Annotated in this window: 23 protein-coding genes and 1 pseudogene; 12 read left to right on the plus strand and 12 right to left on the minus strand. The window is 58.2% G+C overall.

The genetic code is table 11. The features are described from left to right. Window positions 1–242: 242 nt before the first annotated feature. The 3 genes from ilvG to ilvD are packed head-to-tail and all read left to right on the plus strand — an operon-like array spanning window position 243 to window position 3,913. Window positions 243–1,940: an acetolactate synthase 2 catalytic subunit gene (ilvG, locus tag C7H09_RS19190; protein ID WP_106765655.1), complete on the plus strand. Its 1,698-nt coding sequence runs from the start codon at window positions 243–245 to the stop codon at window positions 1,938–1,940. After that, window positions 1,937–2,215 (plus strand): ACT domain-containing protein, encoded by a 279-nt coding sequence (locus tag C7H09_RS19195; protein WP_106765656.1) that lies wholly within the window; start codon window positions 1,937–1,939, stop codon window positions 2,213–2,215. Before ilvG ends, C7H09_RS19195 begins: the two co-directional genes overlap by 4 nt. 21 nt (window positions 2,216–2,236) lie before the next feature. Continuing rightward, a complete protein-coding gene (gene ilvD, locus C7H09_RS19200; RefSeq protein ID WP_106765657.1) occupies window positions 2,237–3,913 on the plus strand; it encodes a dihydroxy-acid dehydratase in 1,677 nt (558 codons plus the stop codon). A gap of 81 nt (window positions 3,914–3,994) precedes the next feature. Here ilvD and C7H09_RS19205 read toward each other — a convergent pair whose 3' ends face one another. The 3 genes from C7H09_RS19205 to C7H09_RS19215 all read right to left on the minus strand — a co-directional run bounded on the left by C7H09_RS19205 (window position 3,995) and on the right by C7H09_RS19215 (window position 7,370). Continuing rightward, window positions 3,995–5,176: a thiolase family protein gene (locus tag C7H09_RS19205; RefSeq protein ID WP_106765658.1), complete on the minus strand. Its 1,182-nt coding sequence runs from the start codon at window positions 5,174–5,176 to the stop codon at window positions 3,995–3,997. A 192-nt stretch (window positions 5,177–5,368) separates the two neighbouring features. After that, a complete protein-coding gene (locus tag C7H09_RS19210; RefSeq protein WP_106765659.1) occupies window positions 5,369–6,517 on the minus strand; it encodes an acyl-CoA dehydrogenase family protein in 1,149 nt (382 codons plus the stop codon). 91 nt (window positions 6,518–6,608) lie between these two features. Beyond that, window positions 6,609–7,370: an SDR family NAD(P)-dependent oxidoreductase gene (locus tag C7H09_RS19215; protein WP_106765660.1), complete on the minus strand. Its 762-nt coding sequence runs from the start codon at window positions 7,368–7,370 to the stop codon at window positions 6,609–6,611. 115 nt (window positions 7,371–7,485) lie between these two features. On the opposite strand from C7H09_RS19215, the gene C7H09_RS19220 reads away from it, so the two are divergent. The 8 genes from C7H09_RS19220 to C7H09_RS19255 all read left to right on the plus strand — a co-directional run bounded on the left by C7H09_RS19220 (window position 7,486) and on the right by C7H09_RS19255 (window position 17,009). Further along, a complete protein-coding gene (locus tag C7H09_RS19220; RefSeq protein ID WP_106765661.1) occupies window positions 7,486–7,923 on the plus strand; it encodes a MerR family transcriptional regulator in 438 nt (145 codons plus the stop codon). 54 nt (window positions 7,924–7,977) lie between these two features. Then, window positions 7,978–9,144 carry an isovaleryl-CoA dehydrogenase gene (locus tag C7H09_RS19225; protein ID WP_106765662.1) on the plus strand — a complete coding sequence of 389 codons (1,167 nt, stop codon included), beginning with the start codon at window positions 7,978–7,980 and terminating at the stop codon, window positions 9,142–9,144. Window positions 9,145–9,334: 190 nt separating this feature from the next. Further along, the gene (locus C7H09_RS19230) at window positions 9,335–10,942 is read left to right on the plus strand and encodes a carboxyl transferase domain-containing protein (RefSeq protein ID WP_106765663.1); all 1,608 of its coding nucleotides are present in this window, start codon (window positions 9,335–9,337) and stop codon (window positions 10,940–10,942) included. A gap of 12 nt (window positions 10,943–10,954) precedes the next feature. Beyond that, window positions 10,955–11,764, plus strand: coding sequence for an enoyl-CoA hydratase-related protein (locus C7H09_RS19235; protein WP_106765664.1), 810 nt, complete (start codon window positions 10,955–10,957; stop codon window positions 11,762–11,764). Continuing rightward, on the plus strand, window positions 11,764–13,752 hold the full coding sequence (locus C7H09_RS19240; RefSeq protein WP_106765665.1) for an acetyl/propionyl/methylcrotonyl-CoA carboxylase subunit alpha: 1,989 nt from the start codon (window positions 11,764–11,766) through the stop codon (window positions 13,750–13,752). The genes C7H09_RS19235 and C7H09_RS19240 overlap by 1 nt, the downstream gene beginning before the upstream one ends. Next, window positions 13,752–14,693: a hydroxymethylglutaryl-CoA lyase gene (locus C7H09_RS19245; protein ID WP_106765666.1), complete on the plus strand. Its 942-nt coding sequence runs from the start codon at window positions 13,752–13,754 to the stop codon at window positions 14,691–14,693. The genes C7H09_RS19240 and C7H09_RS19245 overlap by 1 nt, the downstream gene beginning before the upstream one ends. After that, a complete protein-coding gene (locus C7H09_RS19250) occupies window positions 14,683–15,258 on the plus strand; it encodes a peroxidase-related enzyme (protein ID WP_106765667.1) in 576 nt (191 codons plus the stop codon). The genes C7H09_RS19245 and C7H09_RS19250 overlap by 11 nt, the downstream gene beginning before the upstream one ends. A gap of 62 nt (window positions 15,259–15,320) precedes the next feature. Then, complete coding sequence (locus C7H09_RS19255; RefSeq protein WP_106765668.1) at window positions 15,321–17,009, plus strand: AMP-binding protein; 1,689 nt, start codon at window positions 15,321–15,323, stop codon at window positions 17,007–17,009. Between the two features lie 68 nt (window positions 17,010–17,077). On the opposite strand, the gene C7H09_RS19260 is transcribed toward C7H09_RS19255, so the two are convergent. The 6 genes from C7H09_RS19260 to C7H09_RS19285 all read right to left on the minus strand — a co-directional run bounded on the left by C7H09_RS19260 (window position 17,078) and on the right by C7H09_RS19285 (window position 20,553). Next, the gene (locus C7H09_RS19260; RefSeq protein WP_133166254.1) at window positions 17,078–17,749 is read right to left on the minus strand and encodes a hypothetical protein; all 672 of its coding nucleotides are present in this window, start codon (window positions 17,747–17,749) and stop codon (window positions 17,078–17,080) included. A gap of 155 nt (window positions 17,750–17,904) precedes the next feature. Beyond that, window positions 17,905–18,477, minus strand: a complete 573-nt coding sequence (locus C7H09_RS19265) for a hypothetical protein (protein WP_133166255.1) — start codon at window positions 18,475–18,477, stop codon at window positions 17,905–17,907. Between the two features lie 209 nt (window positions 18,478–18,686). Next, window positions 18,687–19,436 carry a cation transporting ATPase C-terminal domain-containing protein gene (locus C7H09_RS19270; protein ID WP_240616667.1) on the minus strand — a complete coding sequence of 250 codons (750 nt, stop codon included), beginning with the start codon at window positions 19,434–19,436 and terminating at the stop codon, window positions 18,687–18,689. Window positions 19,437–19,564: 128 nt separating this feature from the next. Further along, complete coding sequence (locus tag C7H09_RS19275; protein WP_106765671.1) at window positions 19,565–19,816, minus strand: TIGR03643 family protein; 252 nt, start codon at window positions 19,814–19,816, stop codon at window positions 19,565–19,567. Window positions 19,817–20,005: 189 nt separating this feature from the next. Then, on the minus strand, window positions 20,006–20,308 hold the full coding sequence (locus C7H09_RS19280; protein ID WP_106765672.1) for a type II toxin-antitoxin system RelE/ParE family toxin: 303 nt from the start codon (window positions 20,306–20,308) through the stop codon (window positions 20,006–20,008). Continuing rightward, window positions 20,296–20,553, minus strand: coding sequence for a type II toxin-antitoxin system Phd/YefM family antitoxin (locus tag C7H09_RS19285; protein WP_106765673.1), 258 nt, complete (start codon window positions 20,551–20,553; stop codon window positions 20,296–20,298). The genes C7H09_RS19280 and C7H09_RS19285 overlap by 13 nt, the downstream gene beginning before the upstream one ends. 312 nt (window positions 20,554–20,865) lie before the next feature. Here C7H09_RS19285 and C7H09_RS19290 point away from each other — a divergent pair. Continuing rightward, window positions 20,866–21,768 (plus strand): annotated as a pseudogene (locus tag C7H09_RS19290) (IS110 family RNA-guided transposase); the annotation flags it as partial. A gap of 471 nt (window positions 21,769–22,239) precedes the next feature. Here C7H09_RS19290 and C7H09_RS19295 read toward each other — a convergent pair. From C7H09_RS19295 to ltrA, 3 genes are all read right to left on the minus strand, one after another. Continuing rightward, window positions 22,240–22,566, minus strand: coding sequence for a type II toxin-antitoxin system HicB family antitoxin (locus tag C7H09_RS19295; protein ID WP_106765674.1), 327 nt, complete (start codon window positions 22,564–22,566; stop codon window positions 22,240–22,242). Continuing rightward, window positions 22,559–22,810: a toxin HicA gene (locus C7H09_RS19300; protein ID WP_106765675.1), complete on the minus strand. Its 252-nt coding sequence runs from the start codon at window positions 22,808–22,810 to the stop codon at window positions 22,559–22,561. The genes C7H09_RS19295 and C7H09_RS19300 overlap by 8 nt, the downstream gene beginning before the upstream one ends. Before the next feature lie 181 nt (window positions 22,811–22,991). Next, window positions 22,992–24,320 carry a group II intron reverse transcriptase/maturase gene (ltrA, locus tag C7H09_RS19305; RefSeq protein WP_240616512.1) on the minus strand — a complete coding sequence of 443 codons (1,329 nt, stop codon included), beginning with the start codon at window positions 24,318–24,320 and terminating at the stop codon, window positions 22,992–22,994. Window positions 24,321–24,771 lie beyond the last annotated feature (451 nt).

The following is a 24,771-nucleotide window of genomic DNA, read 5'->3' on the forward strand; positions in this document are numbered from 1 at the left end:
AAACGTGGGTTAGATTCTACACACATTGTTTGATTCTATTCAGAGCAGATTGTCGATTTCATGAACCTCAACGCAGTCATCGTCCTTGTAAAGCTAGTCCTGGTGGTCGTGGTACCGTCCGGGGGCTTTTGCGTGGACAAGCAGGTGAACTAGCGACAACCTGACAAAAACACCAGAAACCCCCGGCACCGAAAGGTCCCGGGGGTTTCTTTTTTTACGGCAAAGGAAAAGGGAAAACGACCATGAACGGCTCAGAGCATATTCTTGCAGCGTTCCATCGCCACAACATCAGCACGGTATTCGGTTATCCGGGCGGCTGCATCATGCCGCTATACGATGCGCTGGTAGACGATGTGGGCGTGGAGCATGTGCTTTGCCGCCACGAACAGGCCTGCGCACTGGCCGCCGAGGGCTACGCCCGGGCCAGCGGCAAGCTGGGCGTTTGCATTGCCACCTCCGGCCCCGGCGCCACCAACCTGATCACCGGCGTTGCCAACGCCTACATGGACTCCATCCCCTTGCTGGTAATCACCGGCCAGGTGCCTTCCGCGCTGATTGGCACCGATGCTTTTCAGGAAACCGACATCCTCGGCATGACCCTGGGCATCGTCAAACACAGCTACCTGATCGACGATGCGGACAGCCTGCCGGAGATTCTTGAAGACGCCATCGCCATGGCCCAGAGCGGTCGCCCCGGCCCGGTGTGGATTGATATTCCCAAAGATATGTTGTTGGCCGACGTCCACACTGAAGCGCCAGCACCCATCGAGCCTGCCCAGCCCGAGTGCCCGGACATCAGCCCGGCGCTGGCCATGTTGCGCGAAGCAAAGCGCCCGCTTTTATACAGCGGTGGCGGTGTATCCCTGGCGAAGGCCGAAGATAGCTTCCGGGCCTTTGCCGATTCCTCCGGCCTGCCCGGCGTAGTAACGCTGAAGGGCATCGGCAATGCTGGCCGCCATAACCTCAACGACCTGGGCATGCTCGGTATGCACGGCTCCCGTGCCGCCAACCGGGCGGTCGACGAGTGTGATCTGCTGCTCGTAGTGGGTGCGCGCATGGACGACCGGGCCACCGGCAAGCTGGATGGCTTTGCCCCGAACGCCCGCACCATCCACATAGACGCCGACGCTGCCGAGTTCAACAAGCTGCGCCCCGCCGATATCGCCTTGCGGGGCGATCTGAACGCAATTCTGACGGCCTTCACTGACGCACTGGCCAACCAGGGCCTGGTCATTGGCGACTGGCAGAAACAATGCCGTACCTGGCACACCACCGGGGGCTTTCGCGCTGCCGACAACGAAGAGCCGCTGGCGCCCATTACCGGCCCGGCGTTTGTGCGCCAGCTCTCCGGCATTGCCGGAGACGATGCAATCATCGCCTGTGATGTCGGCCAGCATCAGATGTGGATTGCCCAGTACTATCAGTTCAATCACCCGCGCCAGCACCTGACCAGCGGCGGCCTGGGTACCATGGGCTTCGGTTTGCCCGCCGCCATCGGTGCCCAGTTCACCGACCGCAACCGCACAGTCATTAACGTCACCGGCGATGGCTCGTTCATGATGAACGCCCAGGAACTGGCCACCATCCGGCGCTACAAGCTGCCGCTGAAGCTGATCGTTCTCGACAACCAGTGCCTGGGCATGGTGCGCCAGCAGCAGGAGCTGTTCTACAACAACCGGGAAAGCCACATCAATCTGGATGACAACCCGGACTTCGTGGCCATGGCCCGGGCCTTCGACATTCCGGCCCTGCACATCGAGCGCACCGACCAGATTCGCCGGGGCATCGAAACCATTCTGGCCTACAAGGGCCCGATGCTGTTGCACGTGGCCATCAGTCGAGAAGAGAACGTCTGGCCCATCGTCAAAGCCGGTGCCAGCAACAAGGACATGATCGACGAACCCCGTAAAACCAGTAGCCGCAAGGAGCAGGTAGCATGACCCCCAGTAGCGAGATTGCCAGCCAGAGTTACACCCTGAACTGCCGTATGAGCCAGGAAGCCGCCGCCCTGGAGCGCCTTTGCCGGGTGGTGCGGGTTCGGGGCTTCCGGATTTCGAAGATGGCCATGGAAAGCGCCGGCGACAGTCTCGACGTTTTGCTGACACTGGAGGGTTCACGGCCAGTTGCTATGCTTCAGTCACAGTTGGAGAAGCTGCACACCGTTACCGGAGTTGAGTTGATGTCCGGGGCTGTGGCACGGTCCCGAACCGCATAATCAGATCGGAAGGTGAATACCATGAGCACGGACAAACGGCGCAAACACTCGGCCCCGGTTGTGGACGGCATCAACAAGTCTGCCAGCCGGGCCATGCTGCGGGCAGTCGGGTTTACCGACGAGGATTTCCGCAAACCCCAGATCGGCATTGCCTCCACCTGGAGCAACCTCACGCCCTGCAACATGCACATCGACGGGCTGGCCCGGGAAGCCGCCAAAGGCGCCGACGGCGCCGGTGGTAAAAGCCTGATCTTTAACACCATTACCATTTCCGACGGCATCGCCAACGGCACCGAGGGCATGAAGTACTCGCTGGTATCGCGGGAGGTGATTGCCGATTCCATCGAAACCGTGGCCGGCTGTGAGGGCTTCGACGGGCTGGTAGCCATCGGCGGCTGCGACAAGAATATGCCCGGTTGCATGATGGGCCTGGCCCGGCTGAACCGGCCCTCGGTGTTCGTATACGGTGGCACCATCATGCCCGGCGATAACCACACCGACATCATCTCGGTCTTCGAGGCCGTGGGTGCCCATGCCCGGGGCAACATGGAGCTGATCGAGGTGAAACAGATCGAGGAAACCGCGATTCCCGGCCCGGGCTCCTGTGGTGGCATGTACACCGCCAACACCATGGCCTCAGCCATCGAAGCTATGGGCATGAGCCTGCCTGGCAGCTCGGCGCAGAATGCGGTGTCCGACAGCAAACTGGCAGATTGCGAGGCGGCCGGTGCGGCGGTACTGAAACTGCTGGAGGCCGATATCAAACCCTCCGACATCATGACCCGGGCAGCCTTCGAAAACGCCATCACCGTGGTCATCGCGCTGGGCGGCTCCACCAACGCCGTGCTTCACCTGTTGGGCATGGCCAGTACCGTGGGCGTGGAGCTGTCGCTGGACGATTTCGTACACATCGGTAAACAGGTTCCGGTGCTCGCCGATCTGCGCCCCTCGGGCCATTACATGATGTCGGAACTGGTGGCCATTGGCGGCATACAGCCGTTGATGAAGATGCTGTTGGAGCGCGGACTTTTGCACGGCGACTGTCTGACCGTAACCGGCAAAACCCTGGCAGAGAATCTTGCCAGTGTGGAGCCCTACCCGGAAAACCAGAAAATCATTCACGCCTTCGACAACCCGATCAAAGCCGACAGCCACTTGCGGATTCTCTATGGCAACCTGGCGCCGGAAGGCTCGGTGGCGAAAATCACCGGCAAAGAGGGCACTCATTTCTCCGGCCGCGCCCGGGTCTTTCATTCGGAAGAGGAAGCTCAGGAACGCATTCTGGATGGCACGGTCGTCGCGGGCGATGTTCTGGTGATTCGCTACGAAGGCCCGAAAGGCGGCCCCGGTATGCGGGAGATGCTCAGCCCTACGTCAGCGATCATGGGCAAGGGCCTGGGCAGCGACGTGGCGCTGATTACCGATGGCCGGTTTTCCGGCGGCAGCCATGGGTTTGTGGTTGGGCACATCACGCCAGAGGCCGCCGTGGGCGGGCCGATTGCGCTGGTAGAGGATGGCGACACCATCACCATTGATGCGGTGAACAACTCGATTGTGCTGGAGATCTCTGACGAGGAAATGGAGAAACGGCGCAACGCCTGGACGCCACCTGAGCCAAGGTTCACCCGGGGGGTACTGGCCAAATATGCCCGGGTGGTGAGTTCGGCGTCTACGGGGGCCGTTACCGACCTACCTTAGTTGAGCTTGGGATCCTAGCCTGTGAGTTGAGGGGCAGGTACGGGGGTATGATTACTATACCCTTAATGCCCAGCGGCCAGATCAGATCAGTTCAACAGCCACAGCCGTGGCTTCACCACCGCCGATGCACAGGGACGCAACACCGCGCTTCAGGCCTCGCTGCTTCAATGCATTGATCAGCGTGATGAGGATGCGGGAGCCGGAGGAACCAATCGGATGGCCCAACGCACAGGCGCCGCCGTGTACGTTCACTTTTTCCGCTGGCAGCTTCAGTTCGTTGATGGCGGCCAGGGTGACTACAGCAAAGGCTTCGTTGATCTCGAATAAATCGACATCGTCCAGCGTCCAGCCCGCTTTCTTTAGCACCTTCTCGATGGAGTTGATCGGCGCGATGGTGAATTCGGCGGGTAGCCGGGCGTGTGTAGCGTGGGCCACGATTCGGGCTTGGGGCGTCAGGCCGCGGGCACTCGCTTCTGCGGCAGAGGTGAGTACCAGCGCGGAGGCACCATCGCTGATGGAGCTGGAGTTGGCGGCGGTGACTGAGCCGTCTTTGGCGAAGGCCGGTTTCAGGTGGGGGATTTTTTCGGGTTTGGCGTTGCCGGGCTGTTCGTCGGTTTCAACTTCGGTGTCGCCGCCGCGGCCGGGTACGGTTACCGGTACGATTTCGTCCCGGAACCAGCCGTTTTCGATAGCCGCCAGGGATTTTTGCAGTGAGCCGATGGCAAATTCGTCCATGGCCTGGCGGGTGATGTTGAATTTGTCGGCGGTGCGCTGGGCGAAGACGCCCATCAGGCCACCTTCGTAGGCGTCTTCCAGGCCATCGAGGAACATGCTGTCGAGTACCTGGCCGTGGCCCATGCGCATTCCGGCGCGAGCTTTGGGCAGCAGGTAGGGTGCCTGGCTCATGTTTTCCATGCCGCCGGCGATCATGATGTTGTTGGTGCCGGCTTTGATCTGGTCGTGGGCCATGATGACGGCCTGCATGCCGGAGCCGCACATTTTGTTGATGGTGGTGCAGCCAGCGCTATCGGGGATGCCGGAGGCGCGGGAGGCCTGGCGCGCCGGTGCCTGGCCCAGGCCGCCCGGGAGTACGCAGCCCATGATGACTTCCTGAATGTCTGCCGGTTGCAGGCCAGAGCGTTCGATGGCGGCTTTGATGGCGACGGCGCCGAGTTCCGGGGAGCGTACCGAGCTCAGGGAGCCCATCATGCCGCCCATGGGGGTTCGGGCGGAGCCTGCTATTACTACGTCGTTGTTATTCATTGAATCTGGTCTCCATGTTGGGAGTCAGGTTCGATCAGGGGGATGTCTTTCCGAAACACGCTGTAAATACGTCCCTGTACGCTCGACAAAAGCCATCCATGGCTTTTGACGGTTCCGGAAAGACATCCCCCTGCTCGAACCCCATACGTTGTCTTTGCTTTCGAAGCGAGTGGGCCTCGGACAAAAGGCGCTTTATCGACCGAGTACCGACCGTGCAATAATTTCTTTCATCACTTCCGATGTACCGCCATAAATCCGCTGAACCCGGGCATCAATAAAGTTCCGCGAAATCGGATACTCGGTGGTGTAGCCGTAGCCGCCAAACAATTGCAGGCAACCATCCGCCACGCGGCACTGCATTTCCGTGGCGCTGTACTTGGCCATGGACGCGGTGGGGGCGTCGAGTTTGCCGTCTTCGTACTCGCGGATGCACTGGTCGACGAAGGCTTTGTTGATGCGATAGTCGGTTTCCATGCGGGCGATTTCGAACCGGGTGTTCTGCAACTGGCTGAGTTTCTGGCCGAACAGTTCCCGTTCCTGGCTGTACTGGATGGTCATGTCCAGAGAGCCTCGGGCGGCGGCAACGCCAAGGGCGCCGATGACCAGTCGCTCGCGGGGCAGTTCGCGCATCAGGTAGATGAAGCCCTGCCCTTCTTCCCCCAGCAGTGCGGAGGCGGGAATGCGCATATCCGAGAAGAACAGTTCGGAGGTGTCACCGGAATGCTGGCCGATTTTGTCGAGGTTGCGGCCTTTGCTGAAGCCCGGCAGGGAGGTGTCTACCAGGAACAGGCTGATGCCCTTGGCGCCTGCGTTGGGGTCGGTTTTGGCGGCGACGATCACCATGTCGGCGTGTTGGCCGTTGGTAATGAAGGTTTTGGAGCCGTTGAGGATGTAGTGGTCGCCATTTTTGACTGCGCTGGTGCGCATGGCCTGGAGGTCGCTGCCTGCGCCGGGTTCGGTCATAGCGATGGCGCCGACGGCTTCGCCGGTGACCATTTTCGGGAGCCACTGCTGTTTTTGTTCGTCGTTGCCGATGTGGCTTAGATAAGGTGCGACGATGTCGGAATGCACCATCACGTTGGTGGAGAGGGCGCCAAAGCCCAGGCGGGCCATTTCTTCGCCCACTACCACCGAGTACTGGAAAGGCGCGCCGCAGCCGCCGCAGTCTTCGGGTACGTCTACGCAGAGCATGCCTGCGTTACCCAGGGTGGTCCAGAGTTCCCGGGGCACGATGCCCTCTTTTTCCCAAGCGTCGTAATGGGGGGCCACTTCGGTTTCCAGGGCTTTGATTACCGAGTCCCGGAACAGGGCCAGTTCTTCTTGGTCGACAGGGTTGGTCATATCACTCACCTGTGGTTGTCGGTTCGCTTTTGGCGAATCCTGCGTTATTGAACCACTACCGGCCCGCTTGTGGCGGGCGCGGGTGTTGGTATTACTTTGGCGCCATTCGCAGGGCGCAATCAAGGCGGATGACTTCGCCGTTCAGGATCGGGTTGCGCACCATCTGGTCGACCATCATGCCGAATTCCTCGGGCTTGCCCAGCCGTTTCGGGAACGGCAGTGTGGCGGCCAGGCTGTCCTGCACTTCTTCGGGCATACCCGCCAGCATCGGAGTCATGAACAGGCCCGGTGCGATGGTGTTCACTCGAATGCCTTCACGGGCGAGTTCCCGGGCGGCCTGCAGGGTGAGTGACACCACTCCGCCCTTTGAAGCGCTGTAAGCGGCCTGGCCAATCTGGCCTTCATAGGCCGCCACCGACGCGGTATTGATGATCACGCCCCGCTCGCCATCGGCGTTAGCGTCTCGGGTGGCCATATCGGCCGCGGCCAGTCGCAGGATGTTGAAGGTGCCAATCAGGTTTACCTGCACCACTTTGCTGAAGCTCTCCAGCGGCATCACGCCATCACGGCCCAGGATCTTGGCGGCCGGGGCAATACCGGCGCAATTGACGGCAACGCCGCAGGGGCCGTGGGCTTCGCGGGCTGCGCGGATAGCCGCTTCGGCACTGTCGGCAGAGGTAACGTCGCAGTGCAGAAAGATACCACCAATCTCTGCAGCCACTTTTTCGCCCTGACTCTGGTTCACATCCAGGATCGCCACCTTGCATCCCGCTGCCGCCAGCGCACGCGCGGCGCCCTCGCCCAAGCCCGAAGCCCCGCCTGTTACAATGGCTGGTACGTACTGGAATTCCATAAGGCACTCCTTATTAATAGGATCGAAGTCTGATCCGCACATCATCATCCGGATCACAAAAATACTTTACGTTTACGTAAACTTTAACTAACCTTGATTAAAAAAGGAAATAGGCATGAGCGAAAAAAGAACCTTCAGCATCAGCGAGCTCTCACAAGAGTTCGACGTAACCACCCGAAGCATTCGGTTTTACGAAGATCAGGGTCTGCTCAAGCCTAGCCGACGCGGGCAAACCCGGATCTTCAGCACCAAAGACCGCGTGCGACTAAAACTGATTCTGCGGGGCAAGCGCATGGGCTTCACCCTGTCGGAAACCAAAGAACTGTTCGACCTGTGGGACGAAACCCCGACAGGCAATGAGAAGCAACTGCTGAAAATGCTGGAAATCCTGAGCACTCGCCGTGCCCATCTGGAACAACAGAAAAACGACATCGCCATGGCCGAAATGGAAATGGAAACTGCCGAAGCGCGATGCCGCGAAGCACTGGCAGAACTCCGGAAACGGGAAACCAAAACCAGCAAGGCAGCAACCGATGACGCCGTTACCCGGTAAAACACAAATAACGGGTGGCGAAATGAAACGATCAAAACAAAAAGGCAGCCAACCATGAAATCACAATACTCAGAGCTCAATTTCGGCCTTGGCGAAACCCTGGACATGCTCCGGGAACAGGTGAACAACTTCGCCGCCACCGAAATCGCCCCCCGCGCTGCAGACATCGACAAAAACAACGAATTCCCCATGGATCTGTGGCGCAAATTCGGCGACATGGGCCTGCTGGGCATTACCGTGAGTGAAGAATACGGCGGCTCCGACATGGGCTACCTGGCCCACGTGATCGCCATGGAAGAGATCAGCCGCGCCTCCGCCTCCGTTGGCCTGTCCTACGGCGCCCACTCCAACCTGTGCGTCAACCAGATTCACCGCAACGGCACCGAAGAACAGAAGCAGAAATACCTGCCCAAACTGGTCAGCGGCGAACACATCGGCGCCCTGGCCATGTCCGAGCCCAACGCAGGCTCCGACGTGATCTCCATGAAACTCAGCGCCCGCGATGAAGGCGACCACTACGTGCTTAACGGCAACAAAATGTGGATTACCAACGGGCCAGACGCCAACACCTACGTCATCTACGCCAAAACCGACACCCAGGCTGGCTCCAAAGGCGTCACCGCCTTCATCGTAGAGCGCGACTACCCCGGTTTCAGCCGCCACCAGAAACTCGACAAACTCGGCATGCGCGGCTCTAACACCTGCGAACTGGTGTTTGAAGACTGCAAAGTCCCCAAAGAAAACGTCCTCGGCGGTGTGGGCAACGGCGCCAAAGTGCTCATGAGCGGCCTCGACTACGAACGCCTCGTCCTCTCCGGAGGCCCCCTCGGCATCATGCAGGCCGCCATGGACGTGGTCGTCCCCTACATCCGCGAGCGAAAACAATTCGGCCAGGCCATCGGTGAATTCGAACTGGTACAGGGCAAAGTCGCCGACATGTACACCTGGATGAACACCGCCAAATCCTACGTCTACATGGTGGCCCAGTCCGCCGACCGCGGCGAAACCACCCGCAAAGACGCCGCCGGCGCGATCCTCTACTCCGCCGAAATGGCCACCAAACTGGCCCTGGACGCCATTCAGCTGCTGGGCGGCAATGGCTACATCAACGAATACCCGACCGGCCGCCTGCTGCGGGACGCGAAACTCTACGAAATCGGCGCTGGAACGTCTGAAATCCGACGGATGCTGATCGGGCGCGAGCTGTTCCTGAACAAGTAATCGCAACAAGCGCTGTCAGCAAGAGAAGACAACACCCAACGCACGCCGAGGGCTTGGCGGGGTGTTCTTTTCGGGAGTGTCTGTGGCCAAGGATGGCCACAGTCAAGCGCACAGGGATGTACTCGTAGCGTCTCCCGAAAAGAACACCCCGCCAAGCCCGGACGCCACAAGGTGAAAAAAGGCTGGGAACATGACGATACTCCAAAGCAAAATCAACCCAAGGTCCGACGACTTCCAGGCCAACCACCAGGCCATGCAAACCGCCGTCGCCGACCTCCGGGACAAAGTCGCACAGATCCACCAGGGCGGCGGCCCCGACTACCAGAAACGCCACACCGACCGCGGCAAACTCCTGCCCCGCGAACGCATCAGCCGCCTCATCGACGAAGGCTCACCCTTCCTCGAAATCGGCCAGTTCGCCGCCTATAACGTCTACAACGAAGACGTTCCGGCAGCGGGCGTCATCGCAGGCATCGGCCGCGTCTCCGGCAACGAATGCATGATCATCGCCAACGACGCCACCGTCAAAGGCGGCACCTACTACCCGCTCACCGTAAAAAAACACCTGCGGGCCCAGGAAATCGCCATGGCCAACCGCCTGCCCTGCATCTACCTGGTGGACAGCGGCGGCGCCAACCTGCCCCAGCAGGACGAAGTCTTCCCCGACCGCGACCACTTCGGCCGCATCTTCTACAACCAGGCCCGCATGAGCGCCGACGACATCCCGCAAATTGCCGTGGTCATGGGCCTGTGCACCGCCGGGGGGGCCTACGTACCCGCCATGGCCGATGAGTCCATCATCGTGCGCAACCAGGGCACCATCTTCCTGGCCGGGCCGCCACTGGTAAAAGCCGCCACCGGCGAAGTGGTCAGCGCCGAAGACCTGGGCGGTGCCGACGTGCACTGCAAAATCTCCGGTGTCGCCGACCACTACGCCGAAAACGACGCCCACGCTCTGGAAATCGCCCGTCGCTGCGTGGCCAACCTCAACCGCCGCAAGCCCGTGCCGGTGGAGGTACAAAAACCCCGTGCCCCGCTGTACGACCAGAACGAAATCTACGGCATCGTCGGCACCGACCTGCGCAAACAATTCGACGCCCGGGACGTGATCGCCCGCATCGTCGACGGCTCCGAATTCGACGAATTCAAACGCTACTACGGCCAGACCCTGGTCACCGGCTTCGCGCACATTCACGGCTACCCTGTGGGCATCATCGCCAACAACGGCATATTGTTCAGCGAATCGGCCCAAAAAGGCGCGCACTTTGTTGAGCTCTGCTGCCAGCGCAACATCCCGCTGCTGTTCCTGCAGAACATCACCGGCTTTATGGTGGGCCAGAAGCACGAAGCCGAGGGCATCGCCAAACACGGCGCCAAAATGGTGATGGCGGTGGCCTGCGCCAACGTACCCAAGATCACCGTGCTGATTGGCGGCAGTTACGGTGCCGGTAACTACGGCATGTGCGGCCGGGCCTACAGCCCCGACTTCCTGTGGATGTGGCCCAACGCCCGCATCAGCGTGATGGGCGGCGAACAGGCCGCCGGTGTGCTGGCTCAGGTAAAAAGAGAAGGCATGGAGCGCAAAGGCCAGAGTTGGAGTGCCGAAGAAGAAGCCGAATTCAAAAAGCCCATTACCGAAAAATACGAACACCAGGGCCACCCCTACTACGCCAGCGCCCGGCTATGGGACGACGGCGTCATCGACCCCGCACAAACCCGGGAAGTCGTTGCCCTGAGCCTGTCGGCCACCCTCAACCGGCCCGCCAAGCCTACGCGCTTTGGCGTGTTCCGCATGTAAAGGAGCCCAGCCATGTCAGAACAAGAACACGCGGTTCTGCTGCAACAACGGGACAAAGGCGTCTCGGAAATCGTGCTGAACCGACCGGACAAACGCAACGCCTTCGACGACGTCATCATCCAGCAACTCATTGCTGCGCTGGACAAGGCCGACCGGGATGAGCAAACCCAGGTCGTCATCCTGCGATCTGAAGGGAAACACTTCTCGGCGGGGGCCGACCTCGGCTGGATGCGGCGCATGGCCAACAATACCCGCCAGGAAAACCTGGACGACTCCCGGGAACTGGCCCGACTGATGAATACCCTGAACCATCTGTCCAAGCCGGTGATCGGCCTGGTACAGGGCGCGGCCTTCGGCGGCGCGGTCGGCCTCGCCGCCTGCTGCGACATCGTGCTGGCCACCGAAAATGCCAGCTTCTGCCTGAGCGAAGTCAAACTCGGCCTGATTCCGGCCGTGATCAGCCCCTACGTGGTTCGCGCCATCGGTGAACGCCAGGCAAGGCGCTACTTCCTGACCGCCGAAACTTTCAGCGCGCAGCAGGCCGAACACTATGGATTGGTACACCTAGTTTGCGAAAACCAGACGGCCATGCAGCGGCGCTGCGACGAGCTTCTGCAGCAACTGGCCCTGAACGGCCCTGAAGCGATGAAAGCCGCGAAAGACCTGGTTTTTGCCGTTAGCCACAAAGCCATCTCCAGCGAGGTGATTGACGACACCGCACAGCGCATTGCCGACATACGCGTGGGCGACGAAGGCCAGGAAGGGCTGAGCGCGTTCCTGAACAAACGAAAAGCATCCTGGGTGCCGGGAGACAACGCATAATGTTCAACAAAATACTCATCGCCAATCGGGGCGAAATCGCCTGCCGCATCATCCAGACGGCCCATCGCATGGGCATCCGCTGCGTGGCGGTCTACTCAGACGCCGACGCCAACGCCCGGCATGTGGCCATGGCCGACGAAGCCTTCCACATTGGCCCGGCGCCAAGCTCGGAAAGCTACCTGAAAGCCGACAAGATCATCGACATCGCGCTGAAAAGCGGTGCCCAGGCCATCCATCCGGGCTATGGCTTTTTGTCTGAAAACACCGATTTCGCCGAGGCCTGCGAGGCCAACGGCATCGTATTCATTGGCCCGCCGTCGCCGGCCATTGCTGCCATGGGCTCAAAATCCGCCGCGAAAGCCATCATGGAAGATGCAGGCGTACCGCTGGTGCCCGGTTACCATGGCAAAGACCAGTCGCCGGAACTGTTACGGGCCGAAGCCGAGAAATGCGGTTTTCCATTGCTGCTGAAAGCCGTGGCCGGCGGTGGCGGCAAAGGCATGCGGGTGGTCGAAAACATGGCCGAATTCGACGACGCCCTGGCCGCCGCCCAACGGGAGGCAAAAAACGCCTTCGGCAACCCGGACATGCTGATCGAGCGCTACCTGACCCAGCCACGGCACGTGGAAATCCAGGTTTTCTGCGACCAGCAGGGCAACGGCATCTATCTGGCCGAACGGGATTGCTCGGTGCAGCGGCGGCACCAGAAAGTGCTGGAAGAAGCTCCGGCCCCCGGGCTGAGCGAAGACACCCGCAAAGCCATGGGTGAAGCCGCCGTTCGGGCCGCCCAGGCCATCAACTACGTGGGCGCGGGCACGGTGGAGTTCCTGTACGACGTCGACGGCTCTTTCTTCTTTATGGAAATGAACACCCGCCTGCAGGTGGAGCATCCGGTTACCGAAATGGTCACTGGCCAGGATCTGGTGGAGTGGCAATTGAAAGTGGCCTGGGGCGACCCGCTGCCGCTAAACCAGGCGCAGGTCAAAACCCGGGGCCATGCCATAGAGGCGCGCATCTACGCTGAAGACCCGGAGCAGGACTTCCTGCCCGCCACTGGTACCCTGCGCTACCTGAGCACTCCGGACGAGTCCGCCAATGTGCGAGTGGACACCGGCGTAACCGAAGGCGATGAAATCAGCATTCACTATGATCCTATGATCGCCAAGCTGATCGTCTGGGACGACACCCGGGAACAGGCCGTCAACCGCATGGTTCAGGCCCTGGAGCAGTACCGCATCGCTGGCCTGAAAACCAATATCCGGTTCCTGCACGCCACCGTGGACGCCCAGCCGTTCCGGGAAGCCCAGCTGACCACCAACTTTATTGCCAGCCATGGCGACCTGCTGTTCCCGAAATCCAGGCTGGATCTGGACAAGGCCCTGGTGCTGGCCGCCGGGTTTATCCTGGAGCAACGCAAATCCGCCGACCCGGTGACGGCAGACCCCTGGTCACCGTTTGGACGACAAAACAGCTGGCGCCTGAACTGGGAGTTCGCCCAGCCCCTCACCCTGCAGGTGGGCGACGACAAACACGAACTGAAAATTCTGGAGCGGGACGACCGGTATCAGGTCGAGGTGGGCGGCAGCGTTTATCAGCTGCACGCCAAACTGAACGACGACTACCTGCAAGCCGTGGTGAACGGCCATCGCCTGAGCCTGCACGGCAACCTGCATAACGAAGAGCTGGTGCTGTTCTACGGCGGCGACACCTTCAAGTGTACGGTCTATCGAGAAACCTACGGCTTCGAGGAAATGGCCGGTGAAGGCAGCCTGGCGGCACCCATGAACGGCTCCATTGTGGCGGTGCAGACCAAAGTGGGCGACCGGGTAAACGCCGGCCAGAGCCTGGTGATTATGGAAGCCATGAAGATGGAGCACGCCATCAAGGCCCCGGCCGACGGCGTGGTCACCGACATCTTCTACAGCGAAGGTGACCAGGTGGCAGAAGGTGCAGAGCTGATCGCCATCGACACCGGGGAGGCAGAATAATGGCCTTTCCAGACACCGTTCGACTGGTGGAAATGAGCCCCCGGGACGGCCTGCAAAACGAGCCCGGCGAGGTGATTGCCACCGCCATAAAAACCGGCCTGATTGATCGGTTGGCCGATTGCGGGCTGAGCCACATCGAATCCGCCAGCTTTGTGTCCCCGAAATGGGTGCCTCAAATGGCCGACGCCGCCGAAGTTCTGGCGGGCATCAACCGCAAGCCCGGCGTGTGCTACTCCGCCCTCACCCCCAACCTGAAAGGCTTCGAAGGGGCCCTGGCCGCTGGCGCCAACGAAGTGGCGGTGTTCGGTGCGGCATCGGAGTCTTTCACCAAAAAGAACATCAACTGCACCATCGCCGAAAGCCTGGAGCGCTTTGTACCGGTCGTTGAAAAAGCCCGAAAACACGGCATTCCCGTGCGGGGTTACGTATCGACTGTACTCGGTTGCCCTTACGAAGGCGAGATTGCGCCGGACAAGGTGGCCACCGTGGCTAAAGCGCTGTACGACATGGGTTGCCATGAAATTTCCCTGGGCGACACCATCGGTGTGGGCACGCCCCTGAAAGCCAAACGCATGCTTGAAGCCGTGGCCGCCCATGTGCCCATGGCCAAACTGGCCGCACACTTCCACGACACCTACGGCCAGGCCCTGGCCAACCTGTATGCCGTGCTGGAAGAAGGCATCAGCGTGATCGACGCCTCGGTGGCGGGGCTGGGTGGCTGCCCCTACGCCAACGGAGCCTCCGGCAACGTCGCCAGCGAAGACGTGCTCTACCTGCTGAACGGGCTGGGCATAAGCACGGGCGTGAGTCTGGAAAAACTGGTGGCAACCGGACACTGGATTAGCCAGCAACTGAACCGCAAAAACGGCTCCAAAGTGGGTCTTGCCACAGGCGGTCAATGCACAACACCAAAAAAGCTGGGAGTAACCCATGAGCAATAACAACGTCGTAGCCCTGGACTTACCCATTCCGCAGATCAACGACCTGCCGGAAGACACCCGCAAGTACTTCGAGATCTGCCAGGAAAAACTGGGCATGGTGCCCAATGTCCTCACCGCCTACAGCCAGAACCTCAAGCAACTGGACGGCTTCACCCGCCTGTACAACGAACTCATGCTGGGCGAAGGCGAACTCTCCAAGCTGGAGCGGGAAATGATCGCCGTGGTGGTGTCGTCCGAAAATAAATGCTTTTACTGCCTGGTGGCCCACGGTGCCGCCGTGCGCGTGATGAGCGGCGACCCGCAACTGGGTGAACATCTGGTGATGAACTACCGCACCGCCAAAGTCGACCCACGCCAGCGGGCCATGCTGGATTTCGCCTCGCACCTCACCCGCTCGCCAGCCACGGTTACCGAAGCCGAGATCCAGACCCTGCGCGACGCCGGTTTCAGCGACCGCGCCATCTGGGACATCAGCAACCTGGTGGGCTTCTACAATATGTCTAACCGGGTCGCCATCGCCAGCGATATGCAGCCCAACCCGGAATATCACGGCCAGAGCCGCTAACTCCCTCTGGCCAGTTCGTTGATCTACTGCAACCGCTCAATTACAAAAACAGAGGCAGAGACATGAGCACAACGTTACCAAGCTACACCAGCGGTACCGCCGAGGTTCCCCTGCTGGGCCTGACCATCGGCGAAATGCTTGACCGCACCGCCAGTCAATACCCCGATACCGAAGCCCTGGTGTGCCTGCACCAGAGTATTCGCTGGACCTACCGGGAGTTCGTCGACAAAGTCGACGAAGCCGCCCGGGCATTCCTGGCCATCGGGGTAAAACGCGGCGACCGGGTGGGCATCTGGGCACCCAACCGTTACGAATGGACAGTCACCCAGTTTGCCACCGCCAAAGTCGGTGCCATTCTGGTGAATATCAACCCTTCCTACGGCGTGCACGAACTCCAGTACGCCCTCAATCTGGCAGGCATCAGCACTCTGGTGACCGCCGACAGCTTCAAAGCCTCCAACTACCGGGAGATGCTTTACGAACTGGCACCGGAGCTCAAACGCAGCGCGCCCGGCAAATTGAAAGCTGACCACGTGCCGGACCTGCGCACCGTCATCAACCTGGACAACGATCAGCACGAGGGTATGCTCACCTGGGCCGGGTTCCTGGACTTCGCCAGCAACACAACCGCCGACGACTTGGCCAGGCGCCAGAGCCAGCTGCAGTTCGACGACCCCATCAATATCCAGTTTACCTCCGGCACTACCGGCAACCCCAAAGGCGCCACCCTCACCCACCACAACATTCTCAACAACGGCTACTTTGTGGCGGGCAGCCAGCGCCTGACCGCCGAAGACCGACTGGTGATTCCGGTGCCGCTGTACCATTGCTTCGGCATGGTGATGGGCAATCTGGGCTGTATCACCCACGGCGCCACCATGATCTACCCGGGCGAAGGCTTCGATCCGAAAACCGTGCTGCAGGCCGTGCACCAGGAGAAAGCCACCGCCTTGTATGGCGTACCCACCATGTTCATTGCCGAACTGGCCGACCCGGAGTTCGACAGCTACGATCTCTCCAGCCTGCGCACCGGCATCATGGCAGGCTCCATTTGCCCGGCAGAAGTGATGAAAAAGGTCAACGGCAAGATGAACATGAAAGAAGTTCAGATTGCCTACGGCATGACTGAAACCAGCCCGGTGTCTACCCAGACCAGCTCACAGGACCCGTTCGAGAAGCAGGTCACCACCGTTGGCCGTACCCAGCCGCATCTGGAAACCAAGATTGTCGACCCGGGCACCGGCAATGTGGTGCCCCGTGGCGAGATTGGCGAACTGTGCACCCGGGGCTATAGCGTGATGCTGAAATACTGGAACAACGAAGAGAAAACCCGCGAGGCCATCGACGAGTCCGGCTGGATACACACCGGCGACCTGGCCACCATGGACGAAGACGGCTACATCCAGATTGTCGGCCGCATCAAAGACATGGTGATCCGTGGTGGCGAGAACATCTACCCGAAGGAAATCGAGGAATTCCTCTACACCCACCCGGCGATTGAGGAAGTACAGGTAACCGGCATACCGGATGAAAAATACGGCGAAGAACTGATCGCCTGGGTGAAGCTGCGCCCTGAGGCCGATCCGGTCACCGCCGATGACCTGCAGGCGTTCTGCAAAGGCAAGATCGCCCACTTCAAAATCCCCCGGAACTACAAGTTCGTGGATGCCTTCCCGATGACCGTGACCGGGAAAATCCAGAAGTTCAAAATGCGGGAAATTTCGATTGAAGAACTGGGGCTTGAGCCATAGCCTGTAAACCCTGTGACCATGCCCGGTCTCACCCATCGTGAGCCGGGCATTTCCGGGCGGGCCATCTGTTACTCAATCACTTCAAACGCCTGCGCCGCAAGAACGCTCAACCCTTCTTCTGCACTGATAAGCTCCACCTGATACTCACCCGGCGGCCAGCCGTCTGTATACCGCAGCCACGCCTGCTGCATTTCAGGCGCGGTCCCTGTGAGGGGCTGCTTATCCAGTATCAACAGGGCATCGTCGCTGGTGCTGGTCCACTTCAGGTACACAAAAGTCTTGGAGTAGTCGTCGGGAACCTTGTAATGGGCATACAAGCTTTTATTCAGGCTCAGAAACTTCGACTGTACATTCAGCCGGTTGGTTCCACTGGCCGCCCTGGCACTAAATAACAGCCGTGCACCTTCGCCGCTGAATATCCCGGTATTGTTCAACCAGCGATCCACCAGCGTGCGCACGGCCTTTGTCGGGTTCTGGTATCCAAAGAGATCGTCGAGCGTGAGGTGGGTATTGTTCAGAACGAACTGCTGCAACTGGGCGTCATCGAAGGATGACAGAATAAGTTCGAGTTCAGATTTGCTGACTTTGCCCTGGGCAAGAAGAGGGCGATAATCAATATCTTCCAGGTTTTTCTGCACGCTGGCAGTGCCTGATACACTTTTCCCCGGTTGCGTACTGCCCTTACTGCTAACCGACAGCGATGCTACTTCAACGAGCCTTGAACCGGTCTGCGGGCGCACCTGTGGAGGAGGCCTGGTGTTCGCCCCAACCACAGAAGGTTGGCCACCGGCAGGCGCTTCTGGCCATAACAGCCAGATTGCGAGAGTGCCGGTGAGCATTCCCCCGAAAAATAACCAACCTTTAGACGACACTCTATTGAAGAACCTGTTATCGTTTAGTACAAATCTTGGCCACTTAAGATGCAAGAGCTTTCCGATTTATAGGTACTCAAGTAGTTGAGGTTTTGAGCCCCACAACTTGTCTCAAACTGTTGAAACGGCCCGATACAATAGAGTTCCCGGCCATTGATCGCTCCCGCAGGTTTTTCACAAAGATTGAAATAAACCCTTGAGGATGTATCTTCAAAACCACCGCCTGAACTACCCTCACACAATTCAGACTTCACGCGTCGGCCCAGCGAAACATATTCCTGATGTTGCTGATAGTAGCCGCTGGCGCCCGCTGAATCGCCCTGCTGGCAAGACTGAATCGCTGCGCTCAGTGCAGAGTCTGCAGATGCAAAGTACGAACTGACCTGAAACCCGCAACTGTTTGCTTCGGCGCGTTCGGAAGCAGACACCAAATCCGTATAGCTGCCACAGGCACCTCCGGAGGAGTTTTGCGGATTGCTTGAGTCACCGTAGTAGCTGTCGTCGTCATCCGACTCGGTTTCAAGACAGCCGGTCAGAACACTGCTTGCCAAAAGGCCGGCCAAAAGCATGGGGAAACGCTTGTTATAGCGAAACATAGGGCGCTCTCTCGCTGGTCGGTAGATTGGGATTTACCCGGTTTGTGCGGTTCAGAGCGCCACCTTGTTACGCTGCCGAATAACGCTTTCAGACACGTCATTCATTGCGACACTCTTTTGCTTTTGATCGTAAATTATATCGCAATTCACGATTAGGCAAGTTTTCTTGATGAATATCAGCATCGGTTCAATTAAGTCTATGTAGATGGCTAAACGCCCTGTTTTCTCAAACGTAATCGAAGCTGCTTCTCCAGCTCAACAATCACAAACAGCAGTACACCACCCCCCACAATGACCAATCCATCCCACAACGGTACCGCCACCGTGGAGAAGACCGCCTGCAGCGGCGGCAAATAAGTGATGGCAAATTGCGCCATGGTGACGGCGAGCACCGTTAACCAGACCACTCCGGTGCCCCGGATAGCCGCCCAGGTGAGTGACGTGCCGTAAATGTTGCGGATAAAAAACAGATGAAAGATTTCCATCACCACCAGGGTGTTCACCGCCATGGTCCGCGCCAGCTCAATGGAGTACCCCTGATCGACCGCATAGGAATAGATGCCGAACACCCCGGCCAGAAACAGAACCGAAACAAAGAGAATGTGCCACGCCAATTCGCCAGACAGCAGCGGTTCGTTACGGGCACGGGGCGGCCGGAGCATGGTGCCAGCCTCGGTAGGCTCGAAGGCCAGAGCGATACCTAGGGTGTCCACCAGATGCCCCAACACCCAGGTAATGGCCGCAGCCCCCAGCAACACGTAAATCAGGATATTGTTGAACTGCAATAGAAAACGGGTAAGCGCACCACGCCTGGGTGGCTCCGGAAGACTGTTCGGCCCATGGGTTTTCAGTCGTTTTGCCGCTTCTTCGGAGGTCAGCCCGTGCTCATCCGCCTGCAAGGCATCCAACGCCTGCTCCGGCGCCATCTGGTGCCAAAGCTTGTCGGTTTGTGTTCCCATGGTGTTCAGAATGCTCCGCTTGATCCCGTAAAGCGAACCATAAGCCTACTAAGAAAAAATTGGAATAAGTAAAAGGAATGTCCACCCCACAAAGCAACCAAACGACGCCCGGTTGGGGGCACCATTGCTCAGCGGTGCTTGTACTGCGTGGGGCAATAGCCCCGACTGACCTCCGGGCTACGCAACTTCAGGTGCTTGGTGGCACGACCAGACACCCGGGCCCGCCATAGCCTGAAGCTGCCGCGCTTCAACCGCCTGCGCATCAAACCAATCACCTGGGACTCATTTAGCCCATACTCACTTTCTATCGCCTCAAACGGGGTTCGATCTTCCCACGCCATTTCGATAATTCTCGATTCACTTGCCTCGGCCAATTTCATGATTGCCCCAACTCTTATGGAATTGACCGGATTTACGTGGCTGGCGAGGTGGCAGTTCAGCGGTCAGCGCCTTATCAGTCGATACGGCTTGCATGCAGGCGATTGATTAGCGGGCCGCTGTAACGCTGAGCGCACCGATGACTTTAGCGTAGCGAAGCTGAGGTAAAGGCATCCGAGTGGCGCGCCTGGTTAGCTGCTCCCAAGCATGTACGCACGGAGTTGTCTTTCTTCTCGCATTACATAAATAACAAAAACCCGCTTATCATCCTCACGATAAAAAATGCGACACGGTGGAACAACTACTTCCCTGTATACCGAATTAGGAAGCTCTGGAGGAATCCGTCCGGATTGGGGAAAATTTTCCAAACGCTCGATCTTATCGAAAACTTCCTGGACCAGATGACTTGCGGCAGCAGGATTATCCAGATCAATGTACTCGGCAATGGCATCCAATTCTTGAAGGGCGGGCTCTGTCCAAATTACTTCAGCCATTTACTCATTTTCTCCCTGGCCTCACTTTGGCTGTACGTTCTTCCATCAAGTACAGCACGCTCTCCCCGTGAGAGCCCCTCAAGCAATTCAAGACGACGCTGCATGAATTCGTAATCCTGCACATCAACAAGGTATGCAGAAGGCTGACCATGCTCCGTGATCAGTATCGGCTCTTTCGATACGTGCAGATCTGCCAGAATCTTTGTCGCTTGGCGCTTGAGGTTCGTAACCAGCTCAACTTTCATGGGCTCACCCTGAATCAGACTAATAGTGACACTATAGTATCACTATTCAGGTGGGACAATCCCAGCTAACGAATAATATGGACTCCCCCTGCCCCCTCGGCATCGATCTGGCGAAAACTGTGTTCGGTATTCATGGCACCAATCAACACTGAGGAGATCCTCGCTTATGATCGCCACATCGAAGCCATGGCACGGGATGAGCGTGGCCTCTAACTGGATCAAACAGGATGATAACTGAAAGCCGGGTGTCTGCTGACTGGTACCTGATACCGAACCGGCTTTCTATCACCGTCGTTGAAGCCAGTCGCCTTGATTAGCCGCCCCTTTCGAGACGATCTTGTGGTTGGCGTTGAATGCATGCACTGCTGGTACTGGATCTCGGATCTGTGTGAAGAGCATGGCATCCACTTTATCCTGGGCCATGCGCTTTACATGAAGGCCATCCACGGCGGCAAATCCAAGAATGACCGCATCGACTCCTTCAAGATTGCGATGCTCATGCGTGGTGGTAATTTCCCTCTGGCCTAGGTCTATCCCAAGAAGATGCGTGCCACACGCGACTTTTTGCGACGTCGCACCCGCATTGTCCAGCATGGTGCCATGCTCAAAGCCCACGTCGTCAATACCGTGAGCCAGTACAACCTGCCGCCCAGCAAAGTTAACCTCAATAACCCGGGCGGTCGATCACAACTTGCCTCGGCTTTTAGCGATCCGGACGTTCAACGCAACGTCGATCTAGATCTCGCCATCGTCGACAGCTATCAGCACGAACTCAAAAAACTCGAATGGCACCTGGAACAGCAAGCCAAACAACACGACCCCGCCTCGCTCACTGTGCTGAAAACCATTCCAGGTGTGGGCCGCATTCTCGCGCTGACGATTCTTTACGAAGTTGGCGATATTCAACGCTTCGAATCCGTTCAGAAATTTGCCTCCTACGCGCGTCTGGTGAAGTGCAAAGCGGAGTCTGCCGGCAAGGTCTATGGCACTCAGGGCAACAAAATTGGCAATGCCCATCTGAAGTGGGCCTTCTCCGAAGCCGCCGTGCTGTTTATCCGTAACAACGACAAGGCCAAGCGTTATATCGAAAAGCTTCAGAAACGCATGAACAAACCCAAAGCCCTGTCTGCGCTGGCCCACAAATTGGGACGGGCAGCTTACTTCATGCTCAAAGACAAGAGGGTGTTCGATGAACAGCGATTCCTGAAAGGTTAGTCACGCCACGGGCTGAGCATGACGTCTAACTGGATCAGAGAGGATGACTGTGAAGACTGCGAGTCCGCTGACTGGTACCCGATACCCAAGCAGTTCTCTGTCACCGATGTCGAAGCCAGAGCGACTTGATTAGCCAGCCCGTGGGCGTGCTTTAATACCATGAGCCAGTGCGCTTACACCGGTCCTGAGCCTGAAACTAACTGGAGCCATACAGCCCGACGCTTGAATAGCGCCAGTGACCGGTTAACCGATGAATGTCTGGTGCCCCTGACCCACCGAAGGAACGACCGGTCAGGCTGTGGTATAAAGCCACGTAAGAGAGCCCCTATATGTGTTTGCTGTAAGTGCCTGACAGCTCGACGAGACTAGCGAAGCAGGCGTTCTCGCTCATGGGGTTAGATTGGCCGCTGGCGCGGCCAAAAAAATGACTATTGCCTATTGATTCAGAGAAGGCTCATATGTGTTACGTGTTTAATGCAAGCGGCTGGCCACCAGCCTATTTAGGCTAACACCCGCTTCTGCAGCTTCCATCGCCAAGTGGCGATGTGTCTCAGGCGGCACGCGCACCATAAATTTACCGCTGTATTTTTTTGTAGCCATCGGCTCTGGCGCTAACTCCCCATTCTCTTCCATGTCGCTGAGGCACTCTTTAACCAGAGCTCTAATACCAGATAGCGCTTCTTCCTGAGTTTCAGCAAGCCAGCTGAGACTCGGAAACTCCGCGCACATTGCGACATACTCCTGGTCTTCTTCCGACCAGGTGACGCGGTATGTGTAACGATCAACAAATTTAGCCATTTTTCACCTCCAGCCGCTCGATAGCAGCGGGCACTTGCCGCACCTGATAAGGCTTGGCTTTACCTTTAGCATTTTGGATATTGACTCGTGGATCTCCCTGCCACGGTGTCTTGTAGACACGATGACTGGAGCCCGATTGACGAGCCTCTCCAAAGTAGGTCTCGCAGACCTTGCATAAGTCATTGAACCTTATGCTTTTTGGATTGGCACGCATTTTAGCGAAGATATCTTCTATATTTGCCATCACAAGATGGTATCAACAATGATACTAAATATAAAGAAGATAGTGCTTAGAGGAGGATGGGATTGACACGTAACGCCTCAATAACCGGCAGCCGTAACGAAGCGGTCGAGTAGGCCCTGGGAACCACCCCCAAAGCCTCTCACAGAACCGTACGTGAACCTCTCGATTCATACGGCTCTTGTTATCCAACCATTGCCCTTGATCCTGCCCAGTGAGCAAATAGATCCGGCCGTCGCCGACGCAGTCCATTCACTCTCCGGGCAGCCTGTAACAGACCTCTGAGTTTCCGATACTTCCCTAATGCCCACCGGCTCAACCTCAGATCGAAATGAAACAGCACATTCCGAATGTAGCTGCGGCCAAACAGGCTATAGTACTGCATCCAGCCTCGGAGGCGGGACTGACAGAATCGAGCGAACTGCCCGAGTTCTTTCTGTCGCCACCATTTCCAGGGCCACTCGTTGATCTGCTTGCGGATCTCTTTCGCTGCACTCTGGCTGATGGCCGCCGTGAAGTAGACTTTCTTTTGTCCCAACCGGTTGCGGATCAGCCGCGGTCGGAAGGTGTGACCCAGAAAATCAAACGCGATCTCCGGGTAGTCCCGCCGGTTGTACTCGCTCTTACAATACACAATCTTTGTCTTGCGGGGATGGAGCGTCAAGCCACACGCTGTGAATCGTGCCTCAAGGACCGATTTCAGTGCTTGAGCTTCCCGTTCACTGGAACAATGGCATACGATATCGTCCGCATAGCGTTCGAACTGGATGCCACCCCAGCGCTTCTCCACCCAGCGATCAAAGACGTAGTGCAGGAACAGGTTTGCCAGTAAGGGACTGATCACACCGCCTTGCGGCGTGCCCCGATCGCGTTCCTCCACGGAACCATCCGCCAACTGAACCGGCGCGCTTAGCCAGCGCCGGATGTACAGCTTCTGCCAGTCCTCGGTCACATGACGATCCACGGCCTTCATTAACAGGTTGTGGTCGATGTTGTCGAAGAAGCCTTGAATGTCCATATCCAGCACCCAGGCTTTCTTCCAGCACCGGGCCTGAGTCTGTTTCAGCGCATCGTGCGCTGACTTTCCCGGGCGGTAGCCGTAAGAGTCCGGGTGGAAGTGTTGTTCCAGTTCCGGTTCAATCAGCAGCTTGACCACCATCTGCGCAATGCGGTCGGCAACCGTTGGGATGCCGAGACGACGGGTTGCCCCATCCGCCTTTTCGATCTCCACGCGCAAAACCGGTGGTGGATGATAGCTTCCTGAGGACAAACGGTTCCAAAGCTTGTAAAGGTTATTGCTGAGGTCACCATCAAAGTCTTCCAGACTCTGATGATCTACCCCGGCGCTACCTTTGTTGGCTCGAACCCGCTTGTAGGCCTGATAGACCAAGGCCTTCGGGATGGTAAATGGTTTTGCCTGACCCTGACGGCTCCTCCCGGAATTCGGTTGGCCATCTGGATCCGACGGGATAACTTGCCCCCTTCGCTCCACACCCATTACAGGTGTTTCCACACTACTACGGGCCAATCCGTCCCTGTGTCCTGCATCGGTACTCTCGCCTCGCGGGATCTCCACTTGTGCTTCTCCCTTAACATCAGGACGACAGGTTCTCATGTTCCATACTCAAGCCTGTACCCAGGTCATGCCGCCTCAAGACCGGCTGCCGCTGTGTCCGTTGTGCCAGCTCACGTCACAGCTCATCCCGGGGAGACGCTCGGTCCCCGGTTCTGACAACATCTGTCTACATTTCGACCCCTCATCGGCGGTTCACTTTCGTTCATCTCCTTGGGTACGTACCTGACCGCTCTTGACGGCCTTTTCCCATGTCGCTCACGACCCGCACTCTTAATGCAAGCCGCACAGGGCGGTTTGATCCCGGTGTCTGGTCACCGAGACCGAGGGGCCTTCCCTCATCTTGAGTACAGCAAGAAAGACTGAAGTCTTTCGTCATGACACACGAGCG

This window comes from Marinobacter fuscus, assembly GCF_003007675.1.
In the GTDB taxonomy this organism is placed as follows: Bacteria; Pseudomonadota; Gammaproteobacteria; order Pseudomonadales; family Oleiphilaceae; genus Marinobacter; species Marinobacter fuscus.